Genomic DNA, 26,504 nt, shown 5'->3' with positions numbered 1-26,504 from the left:
CTTCCTATTCAATATCGCCAGGAACCAAAGGTACAAACCTAACTGGCGCAATAACATGTTGAGTAAATTTTTCGCCTTCGCGCACAACCATAACCAGTTGTTGTTCTTCATTTCCTATTGGTGCAATCATCACCCCGCCATCACTGAGTTGCTCAAGTAATGCTTGCGGTACCTGCGATGCAGCAGCAGTGACAATAATGCCATCAAATGGGGCTTGCGATTGCCAACCTTGCCAGCCATCGCCGTGCTTCATAGACACATTATAAAGATCTAGATTATGTAAACGGCGCTTAGCTTGCCATTGTAACGCTTTAATTCGTTCCACCGAAAATACTTTTGTAAAGGTTTTAGCCAGTATCGCCGTTTGATAACCAGAACCAGTACCAATTTCGAGTACTTTTTCACGTACTCCCGCTAAACGCAGCAGCTCCGTCATCCTCGCAACGATATAAGGCTGCGAAATTGTTTGACCTTGGCCTATTGGTAATGCCGTATTTTGGTAGGCTTTGTGTTTAAGCACATCATCAATAAACAAATGCCGAGGAATGTCAGCAATGGCACTAAGTACCACACTATCTTCAACTCCTTCACGCTGTAATAATTCGGCCAGCGCGCGCGCACTGCGAGTATAATTAGCCAGCACCATTGATCTCCATTGTTTTCAGCCAATCACTTACCGCAGCTAAGCTGTCTTTAGCAGTCATATCGACACTTAATGGGGTTACTGAGGCATAACCATTATTAATTGCGAAAAAATCAGTGCCCTCACCAGCATCACTTTCAGCGCCCAAAACACCATACCAATAAATATCACGCCCCCAAGGATCTTGTTGTTTTGTCATGGTTTCGGCTTTGTGGCGAGCCCCTAGTCGGGTAACTTGCACGCCTTTAAGCTCTGCTAGCGGAATGTCTGGTACATTGATATTAATAATTTGATCTTTCGGTAATGGATGTGAAGTCAGCTCTTTAATAATACTGACTGTCACTGCCGCAGCCGTTTCAAAGTGTTCCCCTTCTTTAGAGCATAACGATACAGCCACGGCTGGTAGGCCTAAATGACGACCTTCTGTTGCTGCGGCAACAGTGCCTGAATATAACGTATCGTCACCTAAATTTGCGCCATGATTGATTCCCGCCACCACTAAATCAGGCTTTTCATTAAGTAACTCATTCACTCCTAAATGCACACAATCAGTTGGCGTGCCATTGACAGAAATAAATCCATTATCAAGTGTGGTTGCTCGCAGTGGATTCATAAGCGTCAGAGAATTGCTCGCACCACTACAATTGCGGTCAGGTGCAACCAAAGTAACATCAGCAATTTGCGTTAATGCTTGGTATAACACCGCAATCCCTTTTGCATTTACGCCATCATCATTACTTAACAATATTTTCATTTTCAGCGTCCTTTTCTTTATAAACACGGGGACTTGCATCGGTGTAATCCACCAGCTCACGTAACAGCGCCGTGGCAAAAGTACCTTTAGGTAAAGCAAAGCTTAATTTAATGGTGGTGTCATCAATCGTTGTAACGGTTAAATCTTGTGGTATCAAACGCAGCATTCTCCGCTCGTTTTTAAGCCCTAGCTCACCAAGTCCTTCACACCATTGTTTATAAGGTTCCAACCATATTTTTTCTTGCTCAGTGAGGCCTTTTTCACTTTTACCAACCAAAGGTGCAGACATCATAATATCGCCAGAGGCAAGCCGTGCGATATTCTCATCGCTAATTGCATCCTCAAAAAATGCATTACTACCACTGAGCATAAATACTTCACGGTGCATAGTTTTAGCTAAACCATGCTCAGCAACGCGCAAATTCACAATTTGATTAAATACATAAGAGCGTGCCGCAGAGATAATTAAACCGCGTAACTTTTTATCGCGAATACGCTCACCAGCAAACATTCGCTTGGCCATTTCAAGATTATGACCATCGTGACCAAAACGTTGCTCACCAAAGTAATTAGGTACACCTGCACGTACAGCATTAATTCTACAAAGGATATCTAACGGCTGTGTGACATTTCTAAGCGTAATAGTAAATTTATTTCCTTTGTGACAGCCCGTACGTAATTTACGGTTATGACGCTGCTGGGCAATAATAAATACGGAATCACTATTTAATTCGGTAAAATCAATGTCTTTTTTAATCGGCACTGGCACACTAAACCATTGGCTACAGACACCATGACGATCTTTCATTCCTGCGTAACTTACATCTCGTGGTGAAATCCCGGCTTTTTGGGCAAGTAATTTAGCAACATACTGGGTGTTTTCGCCCTTTTTTACCACTTGTAAACATACATGTTCCCCACTACCAGTAAACTCTATACCTAAGTCTTCATCGACCATAAAGTCTTCCGCTGTGGTTTTAAAGTCGGCCTTAGATAATGGCGCACCATATAAGTAATTTAACTCACTCATAGTGATTGATTACTTAGTAAACTTTTACTCATAATCACCACGGCATGACTTGATATACCTTCTTTACGGCCTTCAAAACCCAGTTTTTCAGTGGTGGTGGCTTTTACGTTTACTTGGCTAATTTCTGCATTCAAATCAGCCGCCAAGTTAGCACGCATCGCTTGAATGTGTGGCAGCATTTTAGGCGCTTGTGCCACAATCGTCACATCAGCATTGCCCAGCGTATAACCTTGCTGTTTGGCTAAATCAACAACATGACGCAATAAAATACGGCTGTCGATATTTTCATACTCACTGGCTGTATCTGGAAAATGTTTGCCAATATCGCCCATTGCCAATGCACCTAAAATAGCATCACATAACGCATGAATAGCCACATCACCATCGGAGTGGGCTAAAAAACCTTGTGGATAAGCAATTTTTTCACCACAAATGGTTAACGGGCCTTCGCCACCAAATTTATGAACATCAAAGCCGTGGCCAATTCTAATCATGGTGTATTCTCACTGTGTTGTTTTTGGAGTAAAAAGTTGGCTAAATCTAAATCTTCTGGGGTAGTTATTTTGATATTATCACTGCGTCCCGCAACGAGCTTTACAGGCTTATTTGCCCATTCGATTGCGGATGCTTCATCGGTGATCGTCACTTGCTGGGCAAGCGCACTTTGTAGGGCCTGCATTAAATCATGATACTTAAATAATTGCGGAGTCAACGCCTGCCATAAATCATCACGAGGTACGGTTTGCTTACTGTGTGTGCCACCACGTTTAATAGTGTCTTTCACTTTACTGGCTAAAATGCCACCTTCATCGGCATTTATACACTCAGTTAGTAAGCGCTCAATATCAGTAAGCATAACCAAGGGTCTTGCCGCATCATGCACTAACACCCAATCAGGTGGGTTAGCAGCTAACGCTAATAAACCGTTAAGCACTGAGTCGGCGCGCTCTTTGCCGCCGCTTACACGTATAATACGGGGATCAATAAGCCCAAGAGAATCAAAGTACGGATCATCATCACTCACCGCTACGACAATGCTACTCGCTTGTTTCAATTGTGCTAATTTAGCCAGTGTATGCTCAAGAATAGTTTTGCCTGCTAAACGTATATATTGCTTAGGCGCAGAATGTTGCATACGACTTCCCACACCGGCGGCTGGGACTATAATGGCAAGAGTATAATTAGTTTTCATTTAGTTGCTGTCCAGGTAAAACACGGATAAATGTTTCGCCAGGTTTGATCATCCCCAACTCATTGCGAGCGCGCTCCTCCACCCCTTCTTGACCTAATTTTAAATCTTCGATATCTGCTTTAAGCACTTTATTACGTTTTATCAGCTGGGCATTAGTATCTTGATGGGAGGTAACCGCCGCTTTTAAACGACTATAATCTTGTACCCCATTGTGGCCAAACCATAACCGGTATTGTACAAATAACGCTAAACACAGTAGCGCAAGTTGAAACAGTCGCATTAAACACTCCTTGATTTTACTCTACCAGTACAAATTTATAATGCACTTAAGGCAACTGGTATTAAATTTTTTTAACTCGAACATGAGGGCGTTTTAAATTACGCCAATTGATATTACCTGCTAACAGCATTTCTCTCAGAGATAAGGTTCGTGGTGTTGTACGTTTATCAAAAGACCACTGATGACCGCAACATGCAGCAGCCATTGTTGCTTTTGTAGGTTTTAATAACACTACAGACTGCCCCTCTAACGGCTGCCCTTGGTCATCAAACCAACCATGTTCATTACAATGAAGTTTATTGTCGCTTACTTGGTCGATGCTGTCTATTGCAACGCGGGTTTGATTTGCGCGATTAAGTAACAGCGGCACAATTAGACCCACTTTTTTATGTTGCTGGTAAAAATCATCATTACTTTTTTCATTTGGTGGCTGCAATTTTTGCTTATCAAGCCAACTACCATTATGGGGATCTAACTGAAAAGGAACCTGGCCATTAACTACAGCAGCTGCGGCACGCTCGATATAAAAAGGAAGGCTTTTTAATCGTTTGCGTAAGCGTTGCTCATTAGGTTCTGCAACTAACAAAGCAATTTCTCGCGCATAGAAGGCGTTACACAGCTGTGTATATAGCACACGCTGCGCATCAGATTGCCAAATATCGACTTGTTGAAAGGGGTCGCTTGCAGCCAACGATTACACTCAAAAACATCTAGTTGCTTGTTTTATAGCACAGTATTGGCTGCTTTTTAAGCTCTGTTACTTAACGCTAGCCTTTATACCTAATTTTGCATCACCCGTTGCTAAAAACTGCACTACTTCATTACGTTTTTTACCAAGCAATAAACTGCCATCAGCTAAAAACATAAAATTCTGCCAATTGCGTTTAAACACATCAAAACTGGTTTCAATGATATTGTCACGGGCCATACAAAAATAGATGGTGGTGTTTGCTTGCCAATCAAGGTGAGCTAGAATTTCAGTAGGTAATTGCTCTGCGCCTTCTTCCCACGCAGCTTCCCAAGGAACTATTTGCGAGAAATTATCATCATTGCCACACCAATCGGTTTTTTCAAAAAAATCAGGGTGATCATGTTCACGGCTTACCATAGTGCTCCATAGAACAGCTGCACGCTCATGGCTCATAGGTTTAATTAAAGCAAGATCTTGCTCTGATACGGGCGCATCTTGATGGCGAAAAACCCACGCTTTCTTGTAATCATCTAACGATATATAGTTCATAATATTGGCAAATTGGTTAGCATTAAAAGTGCAGCGCAAATTATACAAGAGATCAAAACATGACTACAGCAATAAAACCACTTTCCCTTAAATCAGGCATATACCAACATTACAAAGGCCCTAAATACAAAGTTTTGTACATTGCCACCCACAGCGAAACCGACGAACAGCTGGTAATTTATCAGGCCTTGTATGGTGAGTTTGGCATGTGGGCACGCCCATTAAGTATGTTTAAAGAAACGGTTGAAAAAGACGGCCACGTTATTCCTCGCTTTGCATACCTTGGAGAGGTCGAGTAACTATGGCATGATAGCCTTATTTATTACTGCTCAGACCAGACAGGTATTTACGTGCAATTTAATTCTACAGATAACTACATCGCAAGTAATTCGTTAAAACAAGCGGTTAATGCGGCTATTTTGCTTGAAAAGCCACTATTAATAAAAGGCGAACCCGGTACAGGTAAAACCATGCTAGCCGAAGAGTTAGCTAACAGCTTAGATACCCGCCTTATCCAGTGGCATATAAAATCAACCACTAAAGCACAGCAAGGCTTATACGAGTACGATGCAGTATCACGCCTGCGTGACAGTCAACTCGGTGATGAGCGCGTGCATGATATTGGTAACTACATAGTAAAAGGCAAACTTTGGCAGGCATTTACCTACGGCGAAGAGCACAATAAACGCCCGGTATTATTAATTGATGAAATAGATAAAGCCGACATCGAATTTCCAAACGACTTGCTACTAGAGCTGGATAAAATGGAGTTTCATGTTTATGAAACTGGCGAAAGAATTGTAGCTAAGCAGCGCCCTATTGTGATCATCACTTCAAATAATGAAAAAGAATTGCCCGATGCATTTTTACGCCGCTGTTTTTTCCATTATATTGATTTTCCATCGAGCGACGAGATGCAGCAAATTGTTGATGTTCACCACCCGAATGTAAAACAAGATTTAGTGCGCCAAGCGCTGGAAGTATTCTTTAACCTTCGTGACGTTAACGGCATCAAGAAAAAACCGTCCACCAGCGAGTTACTTGATTGGCTAAAACTGTTAATGGCTGAAGATATCGACGCAAAAACCCTACATGATAAAAGCCAAAAAGGTGGCCTAATGCCAATGTTTGGTGCGCTACTAAAAAATGAGCAAGATATCAGCTTAATTGAAAAACTAGCCTTTATGAGTCGTCGTTAAGATGTTGATTGCGTTTTTCTTCAAATTACGAGAGTACCGCTTACCTGTAAGCATGCGTGAGTTACTTGATTTAATCAACGCGCTGAAAAAAGGTGCGGTATTTGCTGATGTTGACGGGTTTTACTATTTGGCCCGCACTATCATGGTAAAAGACGAAACCCACTTTGACCGCTTTGACAAAGCCTTTGCTGATTACTTTAGCGGCATTGCCGATCTCGACTTACTAGAGAGCCTAAAACAGCAACATGACTTACCTCATGATTGGCTGCGCAAAGAGTTTGAAAAACACTTAAGCGATGAAGAAAAAGCACAACTTAAGGCCATGGGCGGCCTTGATGAGTTAATGAAAACCCTAAAAGAGCGCTTAGAAGAACAACAAAAGCGCCACGCAGGCGGTAATAAATGGGTGGGCACAGGCGGTACATCGCCCTTTGGTGCGTATGGTTATAACCCAGAAGGCGTACGGATTGGTCAGGACGGCAACCGTAACCGCCGCGCTGTAAAAGTGTGGGATAAACGCGAATATAAAAACCTCGATTCTGATCGTGAAATAGGTTCGCGCACCATAAAACTTGCGCTTAAAAAACTGCGTAAATTTGCCCGTACTGGCGCAAGTGACACCCTAGATTTAAACGAGACCATTCGCGCGACCGCCAAACAAGGCGGCATGCTTGATGTAAAAATGGCGCCAGAGCGCCATAACGCGGTAAAAGTGTTAATGCTGTTTGATATTGGCGGCTCAATGGATGATTACATTCACACTTGTGAAGAGCTCTTTAGCGCCGCCCACAGCGAGTTTAAACACTTAGAGTTTTACTACTTTCATAACTGCCTGTACGAACACGTTTGGCAAGACAACCAACGCCGCCACTCAAACATCATCGACACTATGACGCTGATCAACAAGTTCACCAGTGACTATAAAGTCATCTTTGTAGGCGATGCCACCATGGGCCCGTATGAAATTGCCTACCCCGGCGGCTCTGTAGAGCACTACAACGAAGAGCCCGGCAGCGCATGGCTTGCTCGTATCACCAATCACTTTGACAAAGTAGCGTGGCTCAACCCACAACCGGTTGAACACTGGCGCTATTATCAATCAATTGATTTTATAAAGCAGCTGATGGATAACCGTATGTACCCACTGAGCTTAGATGGCATAAGTAATGCAATTAAGGAATTAACATAAATGCGAGATTATAGGGGCTAGGTGCTAAAAATACCAACTTACAACTCAGCTATATGATTCAATGTTTCAGGGTGCGCTGCGGCCTTGCTCCCAGTTTTCAAGGGTTCTTGCTGAGGTATGTAACAGGCTTGCAAATACACCGCGTGACATATTAAACGTTTCGCGAATATTAATGATTTCATCGGGTGAAATGGCGGGGTTATTTGCGTCATTCATAGCATAAGTGAATAAGGTTAGCTTGCCTTGTGCATGCGCTTAAATGTACGCAAATTACGTGCACCTATCAAGTTAACACTATGACGCGATATAAAATCGCTGCTACGAGATGGGTGATATTTCGTAGGCGCGGGTTTACCCCGCGCAATTAAAATTTATTCACAAAGAGGTTATGAGGCGCTGCGCTTTTAGAGAAGTAATTGTAAAAATAGGGCTTTGGTAGTGGCTAGGTGCTGGGGTGTATTCGGAGTTCGTTGCTCGAAGCCCGCGGCATTTTTTTCTCATTTACGCTCATTCACTTCTCCTTGTGCAAAAAAGTCTTTAAGTGACGAAAGCCAGCCACGAGGTAAAGTCGCTACATGGCTTAGTAAAAATGAAAAACGCGAGATCTCTCTCGCGTTTTTATATTTCGTTTTAGTAATTTTGATAATTACTTATCTTGCTTTTGCTCATCGCGGCTGCGTTTTTTGTCACCTTTTTTATGACCTTTTTTACGCATGTGTTTTTTAATTTCTTCATACTTTTCACGTTGCTCGGCATTTAATACCTGCCAAACTTGATGTTGCGTTTTTAAGTTAATTAAAGCAAATTGCTCGCCTTTAGCTTGGCGCTTCGCTAATAACTCTTTGGCTGCGGCTTCATCAAATGACGGCATATCTAATAATGCTTTCATTTGGGCTTTATGTGCCTCACGTTCTTGCTTCATAGCCTCTTTATCAGTACCACGAAGTGCTTTAAATTGCGCTTTTTGCGCTTCAAAAATTGTTTTCAACTGAGTTTGTTGTTGCTCAGTCAAATCAAGCTTTTTAACGCCACGTTCAGACAATAAAAAACGCGCTTGTTTATGTTCAATAGAGTGGCCTTGTTTATGCTGCATGCCTTCTTTTGCTATTACAGCGCCAGTGCCTAAGGTTGCTGTCGCTAATCCACAAATTAATACTAATTTAGAAACTTTACTTGAAATAGTCATAATAATTACCTTTGGTTGGTTGCGAACTTACTGTGTATTCAGTTGTTATGTTCACTATAACGCCCCCAATGCAAAGCAACGCAAAGCAATGTAAAGGTTGTGTAAAGGTTCACTTTTAAGCACATTAAGGCGTAAAATAAAGTTATTCCAGCGTGGTTAAGGCGAGCAAATGAAATTATTAATGATTGATGATGATACCGGTTTATGTGAGTTACTTTCTGAGTATTTAACTGCGCAAGGGTTTCAAATTGAATGTGTACACGATGGCGAACAAGGTTTAAAGCAAGCGCTTGAGCATGAGTATGCACTAATTTTACTTGATGTGATGCTACCTAAACTGGATGGCTTTGAAGTACTTAAACAGCTAAGACAAAAAAAATTAACACCTGTGATTATGCTAACCGCCAAAGGTGAAGACTTTGACCGTATCTTTGGCCTTGAACTTGGCGCCGATGATTACATTCCTAAACCATTCAACCATCGTGAGTTATTCGCACGAGTTAAAGCAATTACGCGTCGTATTGAGCACATTACTAGCTTAACTAATCACAACTCAAATAAACTTAGTGTCAATAATATCGTTATTAACTTAGCAGCCCGCGAAGCATCGGTAGATGATCATCCATTGAGTCTAACTGGCACTGAATATGAAGTACTTGCTTTATTGGTTAAGCACGCTGGCGAAGTGGTGAGTAAAGAACAAATAAGTGAAGAAGTACTTGGAAGGCGTCTGGCTTCTTTTGACCGCTCTATAGATATGCATGTCAGTAATATTCGCAAAAAAATTGCCGAATTTAATAGTGCTGAACGTATTAAAACCATGCGAGGAACCGGCTATGTCTTTATCCAAGGAGAATAGCGCCCCCCGTTTAGCTTGGCTGAAACATCCGAAACACTTTTTATTTTTTAAAATTTTTGTGTGGTTTTGGCTGACAGTTATCGGCACGATCACTGCGTTAGTATTTTTAAGTAACATTGCAACCAATCAAGTGAGCAATGAAGATTTACATGGCCCTATGCTAAAAAACCTGCAATACACAGCAAAAAGCCTTGAACGTTCCGTAGTAAAGCATGAAAAACCCGTTGTTGAGATTTTAATGCACCCACGTTTAGCCAAACGTAAATTATTGTACTTAAATTCAGATCAACCTGAGCATTCATTGAGTAGTCGGACACCGCCAAATGAGATTGATCTAAGTCTAATTAATTTCACTAAAAGTATGCCGCCACAAGTTATTTTTACTGAGTATTACCAAGCATTTGGGCCAATAAAAATAGACCTTCCAGAAGGCACATTTTATTTATACGAAATCGACGAAAATCACCAAACGCCATTTATTGTGCGCTTGAAACTAATGCCGATTTGGTTAAAAGTGGTTATTGCACTTCTTGCTTCATTAATATTAAGTTTTATATTTAGTCGTAACCTAATTGCACCGATTAATCATTTAAAACAAGCCGCGATTAAACTGTCCAATGGTGATCTAAGCGCCCGCGCTAACATAGATCCAAACAGGCAAGATGAGTTAGGTGTGTTAGGTCGTGATTTTAATAGTATGGCGAGTCAGTTAGAGCAACTCATTAGCGCACAAAAACGCTTATTAGCTGATATATCTCACGAATTACGTTCACCGTTAACGCGTTTAAAAATGGCGACAGGCCTTGCGCAAATGCAAACCCCAGAAGAAAACCAAACTTACTTATTACGTATTGAAAAAGAAGCTAATCAACTTGATAAAATGATTGCCGATGTTTTGCAAGTATCGCGCCTTGAGGCGAAAAGCCAAGCACTGTCATTACATGAACAATCTTTACAAGTGATCATAGACCACGTGTTAAATGATGCTCAGTTTGAAGCGAAACAAAATAACAAACAACTGCTTATTCTAGGCCAGCTGAATGTTGATATTCGTTGCGATGAGAGCTTAATTGCCAGCGCATTAGAAAATGTATTACGTAATGCGATAAAGTATGCAGTGCATACAATTACCTTATCGATGAGTTTAAGTGATGCGATTTATATTGAGATCAGTGATGATGGTCCTGGCGTTGAGCCACAAAATTTAACTAAGCTATGTGAGCCGTTTTTTCGTCAATCAGATGCACGAGATAGAACCAGCGGTGGTACTGGGCTTGGTTTAGCAATCGCTAAAAACGCTATTGCCGCCCATGCTGGCAGCTTAACACTGCATAATAGTGAACCTAACGGGCTCTGCGTGCGCATTGCCTTACCGTTAAATAAACAAAAATAAGAATGCGCCCTATGTTTTACAGTACAGAGTCAGATTTACTCGCGCGACAGCCTGAAATATCGCAATTTTTTGCGCAACAGGTGAATAAAGCACTGCTGACGACGACAAATGGTGATTTATATTATGGTTATGCGATACCGGAACAGCCCAAAGCCGCTATAGTCATTAGCTCTGGGCGTATAGAAGGGTTAGATAAATACCAAGAGCTGATATGGGAGTTATTTAAAAATAATTACGCTGTATTTATTGTCGACCACCAAGGACAAGGGCGATCTTATCGGGCGCTTGCAAACCCGCATAAAGGCTTTGTGAATAAATTTACTGATTATGCAGATGATTTGGCACTATTTGACAGTCAAATTGTGAATACTCTTTACCAAGGTAAAAAGGTCATGCTCGGGCACTCAATGGGCGGAGCGATTGCAGTGGACTTTCTCACTCGATTTAAGCATAACTACAGTGGTGTTTTCCTGTCTGCCCCCATGTTTGATATTTACACCAAAGGCACACCAAAACCACTTGCTAAACTTGCCGCACGTACAGCGTGCTTATTAGGCTTTAACCAGTGTTATGCACTTGGTCAAACTGATTATCTAGCATACGATTTTCTGAATAATGATCTAACGAGTAGCGAGGTCCGCTATCAATTGTTTAGACAAACCTATCACAGCGACAGCATATTGCAATTAGGTGGCGTCACTTATGGCTGGTTAAATGCTGCGTTTGGCTTTATGGCGACTCTTGAGCAACAACAGCTAACGCTCCCCGTTTTTATTGCCAGTGCTGAAAACGATACGGTTGTCGATAACCAAGCTCAAATTGCGTTGGTGCATCGTCAAAACAATGCGGTTTTACAGACGTTTGCTGGTGCAAAACATGAGCTACTGTTTGAACAAGACACCATTCGCCAAGCCGTACTTAGCCGCTTTTATCAGTTTTGTGACTCACTAAATTGAGAGTTTGGCTGACTCAACGACATGGGATCTTGGTGGATCAAAATATCCATTTCACAATTAAACTCTTGTTGGATCATTGCCACCACTTCATCAGCAACGTAATGTGCACGGATCAAAGGCAGTTGATCTTCAAGTTCTAAATGCATTTGAATAAATTTAACTTTGCCGCCTTGCCGAGTACGTACGTCGTGTACGCCAAAAACATCGTTATGACTGTTGGCAATTGATACTATGCTGGCTTTTTCTTCATCTGGAAGTTCTTTATCCATCAAGTGATCAGCACTTTGTGTTGCTATATCCCAGCTGTTATAAAGAAGGTAGCCAGCAACGCCAATAGCAAAAATAGGGTCGGCGTAAAGCATGCCATTTTGTGCCAGTAATATTGCAATCAATACCGCGGCATTTAAAATTAAGTCACCTTTGTAGTGCACTGAGTCCGCTTTGATCGCGATAGATTCGGTATGCCTTATCACTTTGGTTTGTACATATACCACCACCAGCGTACAAGCAATGGCAAAAATACTGACCCACACACCCAGCATCGAATGGTTTAATACCACAGGGTTAAATAAGCGCTCAATACCATGAAACGCTAATAAACAACCTGAACCAGCAATAAAGGCTGCTTGACCTAACCCAGCTAATGCTTCAGCTTTACCGTGACCAAAGCGGTGATCGTCATCTGCAGGGCGCAGTGCATAACCTAACACTAAAAAACTCATCGCTGAGGCGGTAATATCCATCAAAGAGTCTGTAAGTGAGCCAAGCATGGATGCTGAGCCCGACGCAAGCCATGCCCAACATTTAGCCGCAATCATCAAGCTCACCATAACCATGGTAACAATACTGGCGGTTTTCACCCAAAACTCATAACTACGTTGATGCACGCTTTTGCCTATGTTTTAAACTGTTTGATTAAAATCAGTATATCATTTTTTTTCGCTGTTTCGTGTATACTCTCGAACGTCAAAATGTAGATCACCAATAAGGCTCGTTATGCTCGATATCGTTTTATACCAACCAGAAATTCCCCCTAACACAGGGAATATTATTCGTTTGTGCGCAAATACAGGTTTTGCTTTGCACCTCATCGAACCACTGGGCTTTGAGTGGGATGATAAGCGCGTCAAAAGAGCGGGCCTTGATTACCATGAATTTAGCCATGTGCAACGCCATGCTTCGTTCGAGGCGTACTTAGCAAAGTGCCAACCAAAGAAAGTATACGCGTGTACGACTAAAGGTAGTCAATTCCACCACCAAGCAAGCTATGAAGCGGGTGACTGTTTAGTATTTGGCCCAGAAACACGTGGCTTACCGGATGAATTAATTCAATCATTACCAAATGAGCAACGTGTGCGGATCCCAATGCAAGCCAATAGCAGAAGCATGAACTTATCCAATGCGGTTGCTGTGTTTGTTTATGAATCATGGCGTCAGTTAGGTTTCCCTAACGCTCAGTAAACACTGCAAATAAAGCGCCCATTAGGCGCTTTAGCTCCCCCTTTAAGGCTAAAATGCCACTGCACTTACTGTAATAAATTTCACGCTTGACGATTCGCAATTTATTTATTCATGCACTATTCTAAATAAGTTCTTTTTAAACTTATTCAATGGATTGCAATGCGGTTTATACTTAAAACATGCTGCTTTATCAGTATGTTCTTTTTTGTAAATGTAAACGCCAGTATGGTGGATGAAATAAACGCCAACGCGCTTTCTATACCTGCCATTAACGACTTTACCCAAAGCCCGACTAACACATTTTGGCTCGCAACTGAAAAAGGTTTATTTAGCTACGATTCTACGCACCTGTTTAGTAGTCACACACCGCCATTTTCAGCATTTGCAACGCTTAATGTTTTGCAGGTAGCCGCTTATAAATCATGGTTATTAGTTAATACAGAGCAAGGTTTAAGTTTAATAGATCTAATCAGCAATCAACTAATTCAACTAACCGACAGCCCATTAAAGCAACAGATCTTTACCACAGATCATGGCTTTTATTTTCTACATTTAGGTCAGATTTACACAATAAAAAACGAAAAGCTTCATTCTGCCTATGCTTTTTCTGAACAAATTGTTGAGCTTGCAGCTGGGTTTAACAACAGTTTATGGTTACATTCTGGCGGGAATGCGGCCAGTCGCTTTGATACAGCCAGCAACGCAATTATCTCTCGGCTCAGCGCACCGGCTGACATTACTCAGCTAAGCCCAAGTCAAACATCAACCGCACTCGTTATTAGCACCTCAAATGAACAACATTATCTATTTAATAACACCCACTCATTAGAAACAATAAAACTCAATCACACCAATGTGCAACACCTAAACTTCTTTCAAGACCACCTTTACTATTTACATAATAATCAAGCTTATAAATATGATTTAACAACCAAAAGCAGTAAGCCTTTATTTTATAATTCTCCGGCGCATTTTTTATCAATAAAACAAAACAATGAACAACTGTGGCTGCAAACCAACACTAAAAATTGGGTGAGGCTTTATGCAATGCAAATTATTGCAACGCCAATTACCGAGAGTCCAGCGCCAAGAATACAGCAATATTTCAAAATGCTGGCCCAAATAGATAACTTTTCTAAAGGTAAAAAAGTACTCAGTATTTATTATTTACACGAAGACAAGTGGGCAATAACAACCTCTAACGGGTTGTATTTATACAGTGCTCGCACCCAAGCATTTGATTTATTACTACCAGAGCAAGCAAATGTGCTGCACTTCACAGCACCGACAACGCTATGGATAGCAAGCAAAAAACAGTTAATCAATTATGATTTTGCAACTCAACAACATAATTTTTCGCTGCCAGTTAGTAACATAAATGCTTTCACCCCCCTCTCTGATACACAGTATTTAGCAAGTAATAACCAGCAGTTATTTTATATTAGCGATCAACAAGCAATTCCCTTAGCGCTAGACACCACACACCCCCTTGGCGAGATCAGAGATATTTTTTATCAGCGTAATTCATCAAGGCTTTGGCTTGCGACAAAAAACGGTTTATGGCAAACCCCCGTAGACTCAGCACTGACAACAAAAAGCGTACACTTTAATAAAGTCAGCATGTTTGACACTACTGCCATCTACGAAGCTCCACTTGATACACTCTGGATAGTCGATTCTCAAGCAATCAAACTCTACACTCCCAGTACTAATGTATGGGTTGAAAATGCGACCCACAGCATGGCTGCAAATATAGATGATTCAATTAGCCAGCAGCAATTGCCACAAGCTCAATTTACCGTAAGCTACCGCGATAAAATAATGCTGTTCGCGCCTCAAAATACCAGTATTCTTCTTGAAGTACATGCAACACAATCAATACCGCAAAATAATCTATTTTCAATCAGTCACCTAGCGTTACACTATCAAGAAAATGACCAACACTATTATCACTTAGCGACGAATGCGCTGAATGTGCAACAACCGCTAAAAGGTGTATCCGTTTGGTTCACCAGTGATAGTAATTTACCCATGCGACTGTCTTATCGACTCGATCCTAATGGACAGTGGCTGCCACTACCAAGCTCTCAATCTATGCTGTCGCTCACAGCTGATCAAAAAAATATTTACCTTGAAGTTAAAAACCTTAATCAAGTAAATAGCGAGCCATTAGTGTTACTAATAAAACAAACGGCTTTAACCCTACCTAACTGGTTTAATTATTTAATTTTAACGACTATTTTTATTATTTTATTACTACTTGTTATTTATAAACTAAAAAACGGTGCGAAACACAATTTAGCTAATGCATTAATGGCGCAATCTAAAGACGCTATTTGGATTGCCAACGAAGACTTTCAAATAACAGATATAAACCAAGCTTTTACAACCATTTGTGGATTCACCCTAGCTGATGTTGTCGGTAAAAAGCCAAAGGCATACACAGTCGAAGGCCGAGACAAAAAACTAGAAAGTCTTATTCGTAATGATTTGGAAACCGATGGCTATTGGTCAGGAGAAATCTGGAACTTGCGCAAAGACGGGCAACCTTATGCGTTAGACTTATCGATAACCAAAGTAAAAACCCCTAACCTGCGTAACAGTAGCGCGCATTATATTGGCTTATTCTCCGATGTAACTGCCCGGAAAAATAATGAACGGGCCATGCTAAAGCTCACCACCCGAGACTCTGTTACTGGGCTATCTAATCGTACTATTTTTATTGAATCTGTTAATAAAGCCATTGCCAGTTGTAATAATAACTTCCCTGATCTACTAATAATTTTTATCGATTTAGATAATTTCAATAAAATAAATGAGTCCCTCGGTCATGCAATTGGAGATGAACTATTAAAAGAGGTTGCAGGTAGACTCTCTCGCAATCTTGACTCTGGTTATACACTCGCCCGTTTAGGCGGTGATGAATTTGCTATTTTGGTGCCACCTTATTTATATTCAGGAATGACTATCTTTTTCGCGAAAAAGCTTGCCGATAAAATCCTGGCACAGTTTCAAACTCCGTTTATGCTTGATGGCATAGAGAGCTTTATTTCAGCTTGTTGCGGCATTGCTGTCTATCCCGAAAACGGCTATAGCAGTGAAGCACTTATGCGCTGCGCCAATAGCGCGCTTAACCACGCAAAAAAAATGGGTCATAACAATTATCAGTTTTTTGATAAATCTAAACACACCATAGACTCAAATGAGCTCAATAAAGAAAGTGCGCTATTTAGAGCCATTGAACATCAAGACTTTCAATTGTTTTATCAAGTAAAATATAATGCTGACAAAAATCAAATTCATGGCTTTGAGGCATTAGTTCGCTGGCCACAAGTTGACGGTAGCCTTATTAGTCCTAGCGAGTTCATACCGCTAGCAGAACAAAATGGGGCGATAATTCCATTAACATTATTACTAATGAAACAATTATTTAAACAGCTTGAATTATGGCGTAATCAACGAGTTAACTTTGGTAAAGTAGCAATTAATATTTCTGCATTACATTTTCAGCAAAGCAGCTTACTTGAAACACTTACCGAGTGCTTAACAAACTATGATGTACCGGCTCGCTGTGTAGAGTTAGAAATAACCGAAAGCGCCATGATGGATAACCCTGAGTTTGCCCAGCAACAAATGAATCGCTTAAAAGCGCTTGGCTTCACGATTGCCTTAGATGATTTTGGCACAGGACATTCATCACTTGGCTATTTAAAGCGCTTTCCTATCGATACCTTAAAAATTGACCGTTCTTTTATTAAAGATATTATTGATAGCGAACAAGACCGAAATATCACCGCGACGATTATACGCCTGGCTAAATATTTAAAAATCGATGTAGTTGCAGAAGGCGTTGAAACGAAAGAGCAAGCTTATATGCTGCATGTAATGGGTTGTAATACCATGCAAGGTTATTACTATAGCCGCCCGCTACATGCTGATAAGGTTGCGGCTTTTATTGAAAAAAATAATCAGCGAAAACACTCTAGTTTGGGCAATGACTAAACGTGAGTTGTTGTCAGCGTAATGATTAGCACAACGCTGACACTCATGCTTATTCTGATTTTTGCTCACGGCCTAATAACGCCATAGCCGCTTCTTTCACGTCTTTATTTTCATAAAGTACCTGATAGATTTGCTCTGTAATTGGCATTTCAATGCCTGTACGCTGAGCAAGTAAATACACCTCTTTGGTGTTGCGGTAACCTTCGACCACTTGACCAATTGACGCTATCGCCTGCTCAACCCCCTCACCTTTGCCTAGTGCTAAGCCAAAACGACGGTTACGGGACTGATTATCAGTACAAGTTAGGATCAAATCGCCTAACCCAGCCATGCCCATAAAGGTTTCAGATTTCGCGCCAAGTGCACAACCTAAACGGCATAATTCAGCTAAACCACGGGTGATAAGTGCTGTTCTAGCATTAGCACCAAAACCAAAGCCATCAGACATTCCCGCACCAATCGCGATCACATTTTTAACTGCACCACCAAGTTGAATGCCAATAAAATCATTATTGTTATAAACTCGGAATGAGCGGCCACAATGCAATAAATCAGCAAGCTGTTTTGCAAAGGTGGTTGATGTTGACGACACCGAAACAGCGGTAGGTAACCCCATTGCCATTTCTTTGGCAAAAGTCGGCCCAGAAACAACCGCCAATGGCACATCATCGCCTAGCTCTTGTTGGGCAACCTCTTGCAGTAACCGACCAGTATCGGGCTCTAACCCTTTGGTTGCCCACGCCACTTGCGCACCATCAAGTAATGAAGGCTTTATTTGCTGCAATGTGTCGCCAAATGCATGGCTTGGTACTACAACCAAAATAACTTGGCTTGTAGTAACAGCGGTGTGTAAATCGGCTTCTAAGTGTAAAGTATCAGGAAATGTGACATCGGGTAGGTAACGTTGATTTTTCCGCTCAGCTGCAAGCGTGGCAACGTCATCGCTATTGCGCCCCCAAAGTGTCACATGGTGACCATTTCGGGCTAAACAAATAGCAAGGGCGGTGCCATAAGACCCCGCCCCTAAAACTGTAACAGCTGAATTGGCTGTATTCATCAATTAAGCGTCTGCAGTTGCCTGTTCAGCTTGCGCTGCACGTTGCTGCATATATTGCGCGAATAACGCGTCAAAGTTAACAGGTGCAAGGTTAAGCTGCGGGAATGTACCACGGTTAACTAAGTTAGATACCGCCTCACGCGCATATGGGAAAAGTACATTTGGACAGAAAGCGCCTAGCATATGTGCAAGTTGTACTTCTTCAACTTCTGCGATAGTGAAAATACCCGCTTGCTGAATTTCACATAAAAACGCTGTTTCTTCACCGATAGAAGCAGTAACAGTGAGTGCTAATACAACTTCAAATACACCTTCGTCTAGTTTGTTAGAACGGGTATCAAGATCAAGTTTAACTTCAGGTGTCCACTCTTTTTGGAAAATAGCAGGAGAATTAGGCGTTTCAAAAGACACGTCTTTAGTGTAAATACGTTGAATAGTAAATTGTGGGCCTGTTTCTTCTTGTGCTGCTACGTTCTGATTTTCTTCGTTCATAATAATTCCTAACTTTTAATCGTTTTTATAATAAATATTTAAGCGTTCAACTTAGCATCAAGTTTACCTTGTGCTTCAATCGCCATCATGTCGTCACAACCGCCGATATGCTCATCATTAATAAAGATTTGCGGTACTGTGCTCGCCCCACCTGCTTTGGCGATCATTTCATCACGTAGCTCAGGCTGTACACCGATATCTATATTCTTATATTGCACACCTTTACTGGTTAACAATGCCAGTGCTCGTTGGCAAAAAGGACAATACGCTTTGGTGTAAAGAACAACATTACTCATAACAATTCCTCTAACGGCCTAACTAAGTAAATTAGCGACCTGTTGTCGTTGGTAGACCGGCACTTTGCCATGCCCCCATACCACCTGATAATACATATACTGATTCAAAACCAGCTTTATGCATGGCGGTTGCAATACCTGAGGCAGTCATGCCTGTGGTGCATACCAATATAATGGGTTTACTCTTAGACTTTTCAAGGCTTGAAAAGTCAGATTGTTTAGCTTTTTCAGGGCTAAGGTGCTCAGCGCCTGCAATACGACCATTATTAAATTCTTTTTGGGCACGTATATCTACAACTAGACCGTCTTCACGGTTAATTAATAACGTTAATTGTTGCGGATTTATTTGACGAATTGCTGAAAACTTACTTTTAAACCAACCGCCAACAATGAGTGCAACCAAAGCAACCCACACTAAACTTAATATCGGATGATTACCGACAAATTCAATATATTGATCCATGCGTCTTCCACTATGAAAATTGTCCCGCGCCTTTAGCGCTGGGGTTAAACGTAAGGGCAATGCCCTAGCCACGCAAGTATACGTGCTTGATTAGAAATTACCAGAGAGTGAAATATTTTAATATGCGCCTTTGATTGCTGATCATAACGATAAAACACGGTATGCTTAGCTTAAACAGGAGCTAATTTTCAGGAACCAAAATGACACAACATAAAAAACCTCTCGTATTAATGATTTTAGATGGTTGGGGATACCGTGAAGATGCACAAAGTAATGCAATTTTAGCGGCTAATACCCCAGTTTTAGATGAACTTTGGGCAACTCGCCCGCATACCCTAATTTCTGGGTCGGGTTTAGATGTTGGTCTTCCTGATGGGCAAATGGGGAACTCAGAAGTGGGCCACGTCAACCTCGGCGCAGGCCGTGTGGTTTATCAAGACTTTACTCGCATTACTAAAGCAATAAACGACGGTGAATTTGCCCACAACCCCGTGTTAGTCGAAAACATAGATAAAGCGGTCAATGCCGGTAAAGCCGTGCACTTAATGGGCTTGTTAAGTCCAGGCGGTGTTCATAGCCATGAAGATCATATTGTCGCTGCTATCGAGTTAGCAGCAGAACGCGGTGCTAAAGAAGTGTATTTTCATGCATTTTTAGATGGTCGAGATACCCCACCACGCAGCGCAAAAGCCTCAATTGAACGTGTTGAAGCTGTGTTTAGTAAACTAGCTTGCGGTCGTCTTGCATCTATTATTGGTCGCTACTACGCAATGGACCGTGATAATCGCTGGAATCGGGTTGAGCAAGCTTATGACCTAATGGTAAGTGGTATCGCACAGCATAGCTACGATAATGGTGTTGATGCATTAGCTGCGGCCTACGAACGCGATGAAAACGATGAATTTGTAGCAGCAACAGCGATTACAGATAACGACCAACAAGCGGCACAAATCAATGATGGTGACACGGTTATTTTCTTAAACTTTAGAGCTGACCGCGCCCGTGAAATGACCCGTGCATTTGTTGATGCAGACTTTGATGGCTTTGCGAAGAAAAAAGCCCCTCAGTTAAGCGGCTTTGTCATGTTAACCGAGTATGCAGCTGATATTGATGCACCTGCCGCTTTTTCTCCTGAGCCACTTAATAATGTACTTGGCGAATGGTTTGAAAAACACGGTAAAACGCAATTACGTATTTCTGAAACTGAAAAATACGCACACGTTACGTTCTTTTTTAGTGGTGGTCGTGAAGATGAATTTGAAGGCGAAACTCGCGAGCTTATCCCATCTCCGCAAGTTGCAACATACGACTTACAACCTGAAATGAACTCAGAAATGCTTACCGATAAACTGGTTGAAGCAATCAAGAGCGGTAAATACGACGCTATTATTTGTAACTACCCAAATGGTGACATGGTTGGTCACTCAGGTGTATTTGAAGCTGCTGTAAAAGCCTGTGAAGCAGTGGATCACTGTATTGGCCGTGTTGTCGCAGCTTTAGAAGAGTTTGGCGGTGAGGCACTTATTACTGCCGATCATGGTAATGCTGAGCAAATGGCAAACCCTGCCACAGGCCAAGCACATACCGCTCACACCAGTGAACCTGTGCCATTCATTTACGTTGGCCGTGATGCAACCCCAAGTGAAGGCAAAGCTTTAAGCGATGTTGCACCAACCATGTTGCATCTAATGGGTATGGAGCAGCCAAGTGAAATGACTGGCACACCGATCATGACTTTGAAGTAAACCATGAAAAAATGTGTTAAACAATTAATTGTTAGTACATTAATTATGTCTTCATTAGTGGTCGCTTCGGCTACCGCTAATGAAGATCGTACTAAAAAAGATCTCAGTGAAATTCAAAGTGCATTAAAGCAAAGTCAAGCAGAGTTGGCCGCCCAGCGTAAGGACATCGCTAAATCACAAAAAAGCCTACAGCAGCATGAACTCGATATCGCTAAAAACGCCAAAGCACTGAATATTGCAGAGCAGTCAATTCGCGATACCGAAAAACAACAAAAACAACAACAGCAACAAGCTGATGCGCTTGAGAAAAAGCGTAAAGAGCAACAGCAAGCACTTGCAGCACAAATTAAAAGTGCTTACATGTCCGGCGGGCACGACTATTCAAAAATGCTGCTGAATCAAGAAAATACGGCACAAGTTGAGCGCACATTAAGTTATTACAACTACCTTAACAAAGCCCGTATCGAACAAATTGAAGAATTAAAAGCCCTACTGCTCGAAATCGAAGTGGTACAAGCTGAACTGGAAAAAACTAAACTCCATTTAACTGCCTTACATAAAGAGCAAGCCAATCGTCATCAAGCATTAGTTGCAGCACAACAGCAGCGTAAAGCAAATATCAATGAACTAAAAACCAAACTTAGCTCTACAAAAAACGAGATTGATTACCTAAAAGAAAACGAAAAAACCTTAGTCACAACCCTGCAAGAGCTTGAAAAAGAAAAAACGCAAAAGGTTGAACTGCTCGGCTTAGCGAAAAGCAAAGGAAAACTAGACTGGCCAACAAAAGGGAAAATAGAACATAGTTTTGGACAACGCAAACACGGTGGAATTGACTGGAAAGGCGTGTTAATTGGCGCACGAGAAGGCAGTAACGTGCAAAGCGTTCACAACGGTCAAGTAGTATTTGCTGATTGGCTAAAAGGCTATGGCTGGGTAATTGTACTGGACCATGGCGACGGTTTTATGAGTTTATACGGTCATACGCAAACCCTGTTAAAAGACGTTGGCGATATGGTTCGTAAAGGTGACATCATCGCCTTAGTGGGACAAAGCGGCGGACAAGCAAATTCTGGTCTATACTTTGAAATACGCCACAAAGGACGCGCAGTAAACCCTGTAAAATGGTGCAGACGCATTTAAGTGATTAAACAGCTGCACCCCGTTGGGAGCAGCTGATGCCACATACACAATACAAAATAAAACCGTTACAGCATTATGCTATAACGCGTGCCTATATCTGTTATCTGCTATTAATTAGTGTTTTCTTGTGCCTGAGTTTTAATAGCTTTGCCCTTACCAATGTAGGTGATTTAAAAAGCCAACAAAAAAGCGAAATCCTATTTAATATCCACGCCTATTATGTTGAAGATTTAGCACTGCAACAAAGCTTCGAAAGCAACCAACAATTTGAAGCCTTACTAGCGCAACTCGATCCGTACTCTAAATACCTTAATGAACAAGAGTTAGAAGCGCTATTTAGTAGCACTAACGGGCGCTACACAGGGCTTGGTATAGAGGTAAAACAACAAGATCAAAAAATTGTTATTATCAACACCATTAACAACTCCCCTGCAGCCCTCGCTGGCATACAAAAAAATGATGTGGTACTTGCTATCAATCAACAACCGATAGTTAATAAAAACATTGACCAAGTTGCACAAATGATTAAAAGCAGCGACACCGCATCAGTCATCTTAACAATTGAGCGAGCGATGCAAGCAATGGATTTTGATATTATTCGCTCTGAAATTAACATAGAGAGCGTAACCAGTTCTTTATCAAGCTTTGGAATAGGCTACTTAGCAATTAATAGCTTTAGTAATCACACCTTACACGATGTAGCACGGCATATAACCGTGCTACAAAGTAATTATGGCTCAGCCCTTTCGGGGTTAGTGATCGACTTACGCGACAACCCAGGCGGCACATTACAAAGTGCCGTAGCAGTCTCGGATCTGTTCTTACAAAGCGGTACCATAGTCACCACCAAAGGACGCTTTTATGATGCAAATCAACATTATCGCGCCAAGAAAGGGGATATCCTCAATGGTGCCCCCATTGCGGTGCTGATCAATGAAAACTCAGCCTCAGCAGCAGAAATCTTAGCCGCGGCATTAAAAGACAATCACCGTGCTACGTTAATCGGTAGCCAGTCTTTTGGTAAAGGTTCTGTACAGTCGCTGATCCCACTTGGTAATGGTAATACAGCCCTAAAACTAACCACCGCAAGATACTTCACTCCGTCAGGGCAATCAATTGATGGTGTTGGCGTGACCCCCGACGTGGCGATTAATCAATCAGGTCTTTCACAAATAGATAAAGTAGTTATAATAAAAAATGAACAAGGAAGCGACGATCCGTTATGGCAAAATTCAGACGTAACCGATCCTCTGTTATTAAAGGCGCAGCAGCTATTAACGATGAAATAAGTGTTGTAGCTCATAAAAAAGATAATAAAAATTATAAACGTGAAAAAACTAGCTTGGCTATTATTGGCTATTTGCAGCTTACCCGCTGTTGCGGCAGGTAAACAAATAGCCATCGTGATTGATGATATTGGTAATCATCAACGCGACCTCGAAACCTTAAATTTACCAGGTAAAATATCGTTTTCGATTTTGCCTCATACCCCCTATTCACAAATTTTTGCTCGCTTGGCCAGTCAATCAGATAAAGAATTACTGCTGCATATTCCTATGCAAGCATTGGATAACAGTAAAGCACTTGGCCCAGGCGCACTCACCAGCGATATGAGCAAAGAACAATTACAGCATACACTCGGTAATGCCCTTGCCACACTGCCACAAGTTAAAGGCGTGAATAACCACATGGGCTCAGCACTTACTCAAGAAAGCCAGCCCATGAAATGGACCATGGAAGTGCTAAAGAAGCGCAACCTGTACTTTTTAGATAGCCGCACGACCGGCTTAAGCCAAGCGCAAAACGTCGCTAATTTATATGGTGTGGAAAATGTTGGCCGTCACGTGTTTCTTGACAATATTATTAGTGAACAACAATTACAATTTCGTCTCAACGAACTAAAGTATAAAGCCGAGCATTATAGCTTCGCCATCGCAATTGCCCATCCTTACCCTGAAACTATCGAGTTTTTACAGCGCAAACTCCCCGAACTGGAACAACAAGGCTTTGAACTCGTGCCGCTATCACAGCTAGTAGAGCGTAAATATATACAACTCGCGCAGGCCGAGAGTAAAGGAGTGAGTGCGAGATAAAAGCGGTCAGCGGTCAGCGGTCAGCGGTCAGCGGTCAGCGGTCAGCGGTCAGCGGTCAGCGGTCAGCGGTCAGCGGTCCGGTCGGTCAGCGGTCAGCGGTCAGCGGTCAGCGGTCAGCGGTCAGCGGTCAGCGGTCAGCGGTCAGCGGTCAGCGGTCAGCGGTCAGCGGTCAGCGGTCAGCGGTCAGCGGTCAGCGGTCAGCGGTCAGCGGTCAGCGGTCAAATTTTAAGTTGAAAGCTACAAATTGCAAGGGAAAAGGTATTTTAGATTTTAGATTTTAGATTTTAGGTTTTAGATTTTAGATTTTAGATTTTAGATTTTAGAAAACAGAATAGTCCATCGTTAAATTAGCCACGTAGGTTGTGGTTGAGAGCAACGAAACCCAACGATGTAAGAATAAAATTGAGTAACGGTGTAGAGCTGTGAGAAGCAAACGGTCGATCAAACTCATTTTTGGTACATAAACGCGTTATAGACGAAGGACAGCTGTGTGCCATTTGCAGACGGTCAGGAGTTATAATGTCTGAAGTAAAGATTTGCCGTAAGCAACTTGCTTAACAGCCACATCGACAGACGAAGTAAACGGGTTTGTTTATTGACTTTGAATTGACCGTCAATTTAAAAAACGGTCAAAAAGAATACTAGTGCCTATTGACAGAGTTAAGGCTCATATGTGTTATACGGCTATTTACCACCAGCTATATCAACAAATGTACCTGTAATAAATGATGCTTCATTTGATAGAAGAAATGCAATAGAAGAAGCAACTTCATCAGGTGTACCACCTCGTTGTAAAGGTATTAATGATTTAACGCGCTCAACTCTATTGGGTTCCCCGCCATCGCCATGCATCTCAGTATAAATAAAGCCTGGACGTACACAGTTTACACGTATGTTTTGATTAGCAACTTCAAGCGACAAACCAATTGTTAATGTATCTATAGCTCCTTTTGAGGAGGCATAATCAACATATTCACCCGCAGATCCTAACCTTGATGCAGCCGAAGATACATTAACAATTGCACCACCATTTTTCATTCTATTGATTGCTTCACGTGAACACAAAAAATAACTTGTGACATTTGTCGTTAGCACTTTATTAATTCTTTCAGCTGTCATTTCTGACACTCGCATTTGCGGTAACAATATACCAGCGTTATTTACTAAGTGAGTAATTTGACCTAATGATTTATCAATAGTATTAAATAGACGGATTACATCATCTTCTTTTGAAACATCCGCTTGTACAGCTATTGCTGTACCACCACCTTTTTCAATGTCCGAAACAACCTTAGCTGCCTCAATTTTATTAGAAATATAATTAACGCAAACAGCATAATTCTGTTTTGCTAAATATTTAGAGGTTGCAGCACCGATCCCTCGACTTCCGCCTGTCACTAATACTATCGGATTCATCGAAACTCCATTTGCCGTATAAAAGCGTATTACTGAGAATTCCCGTTAACACTCAATGTGTCGATTTCCAGAATTATCAAAATACGATTTTACTAATTTAATTATTAATAACTTACACATAGCCTAAAGGAATTACAATTGTTTAGACTCTCCTATAACCGAGAATTGATTATTTATTCATTAACACTTTGAATGCCTGCTTTGCTCAAAGCAGCCATTAGAGTATTTACCCTAACTTGTTTTGGGGCAGAAACGAGTTACGTCTGAAGGCCTGATTTTGGCACTGAGCCGTACTTCGGTAGAGGGCTGACTTTAGACAGCCGATAATGCAAAATACTGGCGCTAATTGGTTGGGTACTTTTCGTTGGGTTTCGCTGCGCTCAAACCAACCTACGTTGATAATTATAAAGCGCAG

Annotated in this window: 29 protein-coding genes; 13 read left to right on the top strand and 16 right to left on the bottom strand. The window is 41.6% G+C overall.

The features are described from left to right. Positions 1-4 precede the first annotated feature (4 nt). From PHAL_RS0111260 to PHAL_RS0111225, 8 genes are all read right to left on the bottom strand, one after another. Positions 5-643, bottom strand: coding sequence for a protein-L-isoaspartate(D-aspartate) O-methyltransferase (locus PHAL_RS0111260; protein WP_029216121.1), 639 nt, complete (start codon positions 641-643; stop codon positions 5-7). Beyond that, positions 633-1,397 carry a 5'/3'-nucleotidase SurE gene (surE, locus tag PHAL_RS0111255; protein WP_016708508.1) on the bottom strand — a complete coding sequence of 255 codons (765 nt, stop codon included), beginning with the start codon at positions 1,395-1,397 and terminating at the stop codon, positions 633-635. The genes PHAL_RS0111260 and surE overlap by 11 nt, the downstream gene beginning before the upstream one ends. Then, positions 1,378-2,427 carry a tRNA pseudouridine(13) synthase TruD gene (gene truD / locus PHAL_RS0111250; protein ID WP_016708507.1) on the bottom strand — a complete coding sequence of 350 codons (1,050 nt, stop codon included), beginning with the start codon at positions 2,425-2,427 and terminating at the stop codon, positions 1,378-1,380. The genes surE and truD overlap by 20 nt, the downstream gene beginning before the upstream one ends. Further along, positions 2,424-2,921 carry a 2-C-methyl-D-erythritol 2,4-cyclodiphosphate synthase gene (ispF, locus tag PHAL_RS0111245; protein ID WP_016708506.1) on the bottom strand — a complete coding sequence of 166 codons (498 nt, stop codon included), beginning with the start codon at positions 2,919-2,921 and terminating at the stop codon, positions 2,424-2,426. Before ispF ends, truD begins: the two co-directional genes overlap by 4 nt. Next, entirely contained in the window at positions 2,918-3,619 is a 702-nt protein-coding gene (gene ispD / locus PHAL_RS0111240) for a 2-C-methyl-D-erythritol 4-phosphate cytidylyltransferase (protein ID WP_016708505.1), read from the bottom strand. The genes ispF and ispD overlap by 4 nt, the downstream gene beginning before the upstream one ends. Next, positions 3,609-3,899, bottom strand: coding sequence for a cell division protein FtsB (gene ftsB / locus PHAL_RS0111235; RefSeq protein WP_016708504.1), 291 nt, complete (start codon positions 3,897-3,899; stop codon positions 3,609-3,611). Before ftsB ends, ispD begins: the two co-directional genes overlap by 11 nt. A 61-nt stretch (positions 3,900-3,960) precedes the next feature. Next, positions 3,961-4,590 (bottom strand): hypothetical protein, encoded by a 630-nt coding sequence (locus PHAL_RS0111230; protein ID WP_016708503.1) that lies wholly within the window; start codon positions 4,588-4,590, stop codon positions 3,961-3,963. Positions 4,591-4,656: 66 nt separating this feature from the next. Next, a complete protein-coding gene (locus PHAL_RS0111225) occupies positions 4,657-5,139 on the bottom strand; it encodes a DUF2947 domain-containing protein (protein WP_016708502.1) in 483 nt (160 codons plus the stop codon). A 59-nt stretch (positions 5,140-5,198) separates the two neighbouring features. Here PHAL_RS0111225 and PHAL_RS0111220 point away from each other — a divergent pair, with 59 nt between their 5' ends. From PHAL_RS0111220 to PHAL_RS0111210, 3 genes are read left to right on the top strand one after another with little or no spacing between them, the layout of a single operon-like run. Then, positions 5,199-5,438 carry a DUF1653 domain-containing protein gene (locus tag PHAL_RS0111220; protein WP_016708501.1) on the top strand — a complete coding sequence of 80 codons (240 nt, stop codon included), beginning with the start codon at positions 5,199-5,201 and terminating at the stop codon, positions 5,436-5,438. Between the two features lie 51 nt (positions 5,439-5,489). Then, positions 5,490-6,338, top strand: coding sequence for an AAA family ATPase (locus tag PHAL_RS0111215; RefSeq protein WP_016708500.1), 849 nt, complete (start codon positions 5,490-5,492; stop codon positions 6,336-6,338). Between the two features lies 1 nt (position 6,339). Continuing rightward, on the top strand, positions 6,340-7,527 hold the full coding sequence (locus PHAL_RS0111210) for a vWA domain-containing protein (RefSeq protein WP_016708499.1): 1,188 nt from the start codon (positions 6,340-6,342) through the stop codon (positions 7,525-7,527). A gap of 66 nt (positions 7,528-7,593) precedes the next feature. On the opposite strand, the gene PHAL_RS24025 is transcribed toward PHAL_RS0111210, so the two are convergent. Both PHAL_RS24025 and PHAL_RS0111200 read right to left on the bottom strand, forming a co-directional pair. Beyond that, positions 7,594-7,743 carry a helix-turn-helix domain-containing protein gene (locus PHAL_RS24025; protein ID WP_016708498.1) on the bottom strand — a complete coding sequence of 50 codons (150 nt, stop codon included), beginning with the start codon at positions 7,741-7,743 and terminating at the stop codon, positions 7,594-7,596. A gap of 430 nt (positions 7,744-8,173) precedes the next feature. Beyond that, positions 8,174-8,713, bottom strand: a complete 540-nt coding sequence (locus PHAL_RS0111200; protein ID WP_016708497.1) for a Spy/CpxP family protein refolding chaperone — start codon at positions 8,711-8,713, stop codon at positions 8,174-8,176. Positions 8,714-8,882: 169 nt separating this feature from the next. Here PHAL_RS0111200 and PHAL_RS0111195 point away from each other — a divergent pair, with 169 nt between their 5' ends. The 3 genes from PHAL_RS0111195 to PHAL_RS0111185 are packed head-to-tail and all read left to right on the top strand — an operon-like array spanning position 8,883 to position 11,921. After that, positions 8,883-9,572, top strand: a complete 690-nt coding sequence (locus PHAL_RS0111195; protein ID WP_016708496.1) for a response regulator — start codon at positions 8,883-8,885, stop codon at positions 9,570-9,572. Next, on the top strand, positions 9,550-10,965 hold the full coding sequence (locus PHAL_RS0111190) for an ATP-binding protein (RefSeq protein ID WP_016708495.1): 1,416 nt from the start codon (positions 9,550-9,552) through the stop codon (positions 10,963-10,965). Before PHAL_RS0111195 ends, PHAL_RS0111190 begins: the two co-directional genes overlap by 23 nt. A gap of 11 nt (positions 10,966-10,976) precedes the next feature. Beyond that, positions 10,977-11,921, top strand: a complete 945-nt coding sequence (locus PHAL_RS0111185) for an alpha/beta fold hydrolase (RefSeq protein ID WP_016708494.1) — start codon at positions 10,977-10,979, stop codon at positions 11,919-11,921. On the opposite strand, the gene PHAL_RS0111180 is transcribed toward PHAL_RS0111185, so the two are convergent. After that, positions 11,897-12,808, bottom strand: a complete 912-nt coding sequence (locus tag PHAL_RS0111180; protein ID WP_016708493.1) for a cation diffusion facilitator family transporter — start codon at positions 12,806-12,808, stop codon at positions 11,897-11,899. The two genes, PHAL_RS0111185 and PHAL_RS0111180, sit on opposite strands and share 25 nt — an antisense overlap. A 109-nt stretch (positions 12,809-12,917) precedes the next feature. Here PHAL_RS0111180 and trmL point away from each other — a divergent pair, with 109 nt between their 5' ends. Both trmL and PHAL_RS23600 read left to right on the top strand, forming a co-directional pair. Beyond that, on the top strand, positions 12,918-13,382 hold the full coding sequence (trmL, locus tag PHAL_RS0111175) for a tRNA (uridine(34)/cytosine(34)/5-carboxymethylaminomethyluridine(34)-2'-O)-methyltransferase TrmL (protein ID WP_016708492.1): 465 nt from the start codon (positions 12,918-12,920) through the stop codon (positions 13,380-13,382). A gap of 159 nt (positions 13,383-13,541) precedes the next feature. After that, positions 13,542-17,384 (top strand): EAL domain-containing protein, encoded by a 3,843-nt coding sequence (locus tag PHAL_RS23600; protein ID WP_016708491.1) that lies wholly within the window; start codon positions 13,542-13,544, stop codon positions 17,382-17,384. A 49-nt stretch (positions 17,385-17,433) separates the two neighbouring features. Here PHAL_RS23600 and gpsA read toward each other — a convergent pair whose 3' ends face one another. Genes gpsA through PHAL_RS0111150 form a run of 4 tightly spaced genes read right to left on the bottom strand, consistent with a single transcriptional unit; the run spans position 17,434 to position 19,692 of the window. Continuing rightward, positions 17,434-18,441 (bottom strand): NAD(P)H-dependent glycerol-3-phosphate dehydrogenase, encoded by a 1,008-nt coding sequence (gpsA, locus tag PHAL_RS0111165; protein WP_016708490.1) that lies wholly within the window; start codon positions 18,439-18,441, stop codon positions 17,434-17,436. Between the two features lie 3 nt (positions 18,442-18,444). Continuing rightward, positions 18,445-18,933 carry a protein-export chaperone SecB gene (gene secB / locus PHAL_RS0111160; protein WP_016708489.1) on the bottom strand — a complete coding sequence of 163 codons (489 nt, stop codon included), beginning with the start codon at positions 18,931-18,933 and terminating at the stop codon, positions 18,445-18,447. Positions 18,934-18,971: 38 nt separating this feature from the next. Continuing rightward, positions 18,972-19,229: a glutaredoxin 3 gene (grxC, locus tag PHAL_RS0111155; protein WP_016708488.1), complete on the bottom strand. Its 258-nt coding sequence runs from the start codon at positions 19,227-19,229 to the stop codon at positions 18,972-18,974. A 31-nt stretch (positions 19,230-19,260) separates the two neighbouring features. Continuing rightward, positions 19,261-19,692, bottom strand: coding sequence for a rhodanese-like domain-containing protein (locus PHAL_RS0111150; RefSeq protein ID WP_016708487.1), 432 nt, complete (start codon positions 19,690-19,692; stop codon positions 19,261-19,263). 200 nt (positions 19,693-19,892) lie between these two features. Between PHAL_RS0111150 and gpmM the strand changes: the two genes are divergently transcribed. From gpmM to PHAL_RS24770, 5 genes are read left to right on the top strand one after another with little or no spacing between them, the layout of a single operon-like run. After that, positions 19,893-21,437: a 2,3-bisphosphoglycerate-independent phosphoglycerate mutase gene (gpmM, locus tag PHAL_RS0111145; RefSeq protein ID WP_016708486.1), complete on the top strand. Its 1,545-nt coding sequence runs from the start codon at positions 19,893-19,895 to the stop codon at positions 21,435-21,437. A 3-nt stretch (positions 21,438-21,440) separates the two neighbouring features. Then, complete coding sequence (locus tag PHAL_RS0111140) at positions 21,441-22,580, top strand: murein hydrolase activator EnvC family protein (RefSeq protein ID WP_016708485.1); 1,140 nt, start codon at positions 21,441-21,443, stop codon at positions 22,578-22,580. Between the two features lie 35 nt (positions 22,581-22,615). Beyond that, on the top strand, positions 22,616-23,869 hold the full coding sequence (locus tag PHAL_RS24420; RefSeq protein WP_016708484.1) for a S41 family peptidase: 1,254 nt from the start codon (positions 22,616-22,618) through the stop codon (positions 23,867-23,869). 39 nt (positions 23,870-23,908) lie between these two features. Beyond that, positions 23,909-24,673: a divergent polysaccharide deacetylase family protein gene (locus PHAL_RS24415; RefSeq protein WP_016708483.1), complete on the top strand. Its 765-nt coding sequence runs from the start codon at positions 23,909-23,911 to the stop codon at positions 24,671-24,673. Next, entirely contained in the window at positions 24,663-24,902 is a 240-nt protein-coding gene (locus PHAL_RS24770; RefSeq protein ID WP_016708482.1) for a hypothetical protein, read from the top strand. Before PHAL_RS24415 ends, PHAL_RS24770 begins: the two co-directional genes overlap by 11 nt. Before the next feature lie 455 nt (positions 24,903-25,357). On the opposite strand, the gene PHAL_RS0111120 is transcribed toward PHAL_RS24770, so the two are convergent. Continuing rightward, positions 25,358-26,089 (bottom strand): SDR family oxidoreductase, encoded by a 732-nt coding sequence (locus PHAL_RS0111120; RefSeq protein WP_016708481.1) that lies wholly within the window; start codon positions 26,087-26,089, stop codon positions 25,358-25,360. Positions 26,090-26,504: the final 415 nt, after the last annotated feature.

The organism is Pseudoalteromonas haloplanktis ATCC 14393, from assembly GCF_000238355.1.
Taxonomy (GTDB): Bacteria; Pseudomonadota; Gammaproteobacteria; order Enterobacterales; family Alteromonadaceae; genus Pseudoalteromonas; species Pseudoalteromonas haloplanktis.
The sequence above is the reverse complement of the archived record's forward strand: the minus strand, read 5'-3'. Positions and strand labels throughout refer to the sequence as shown.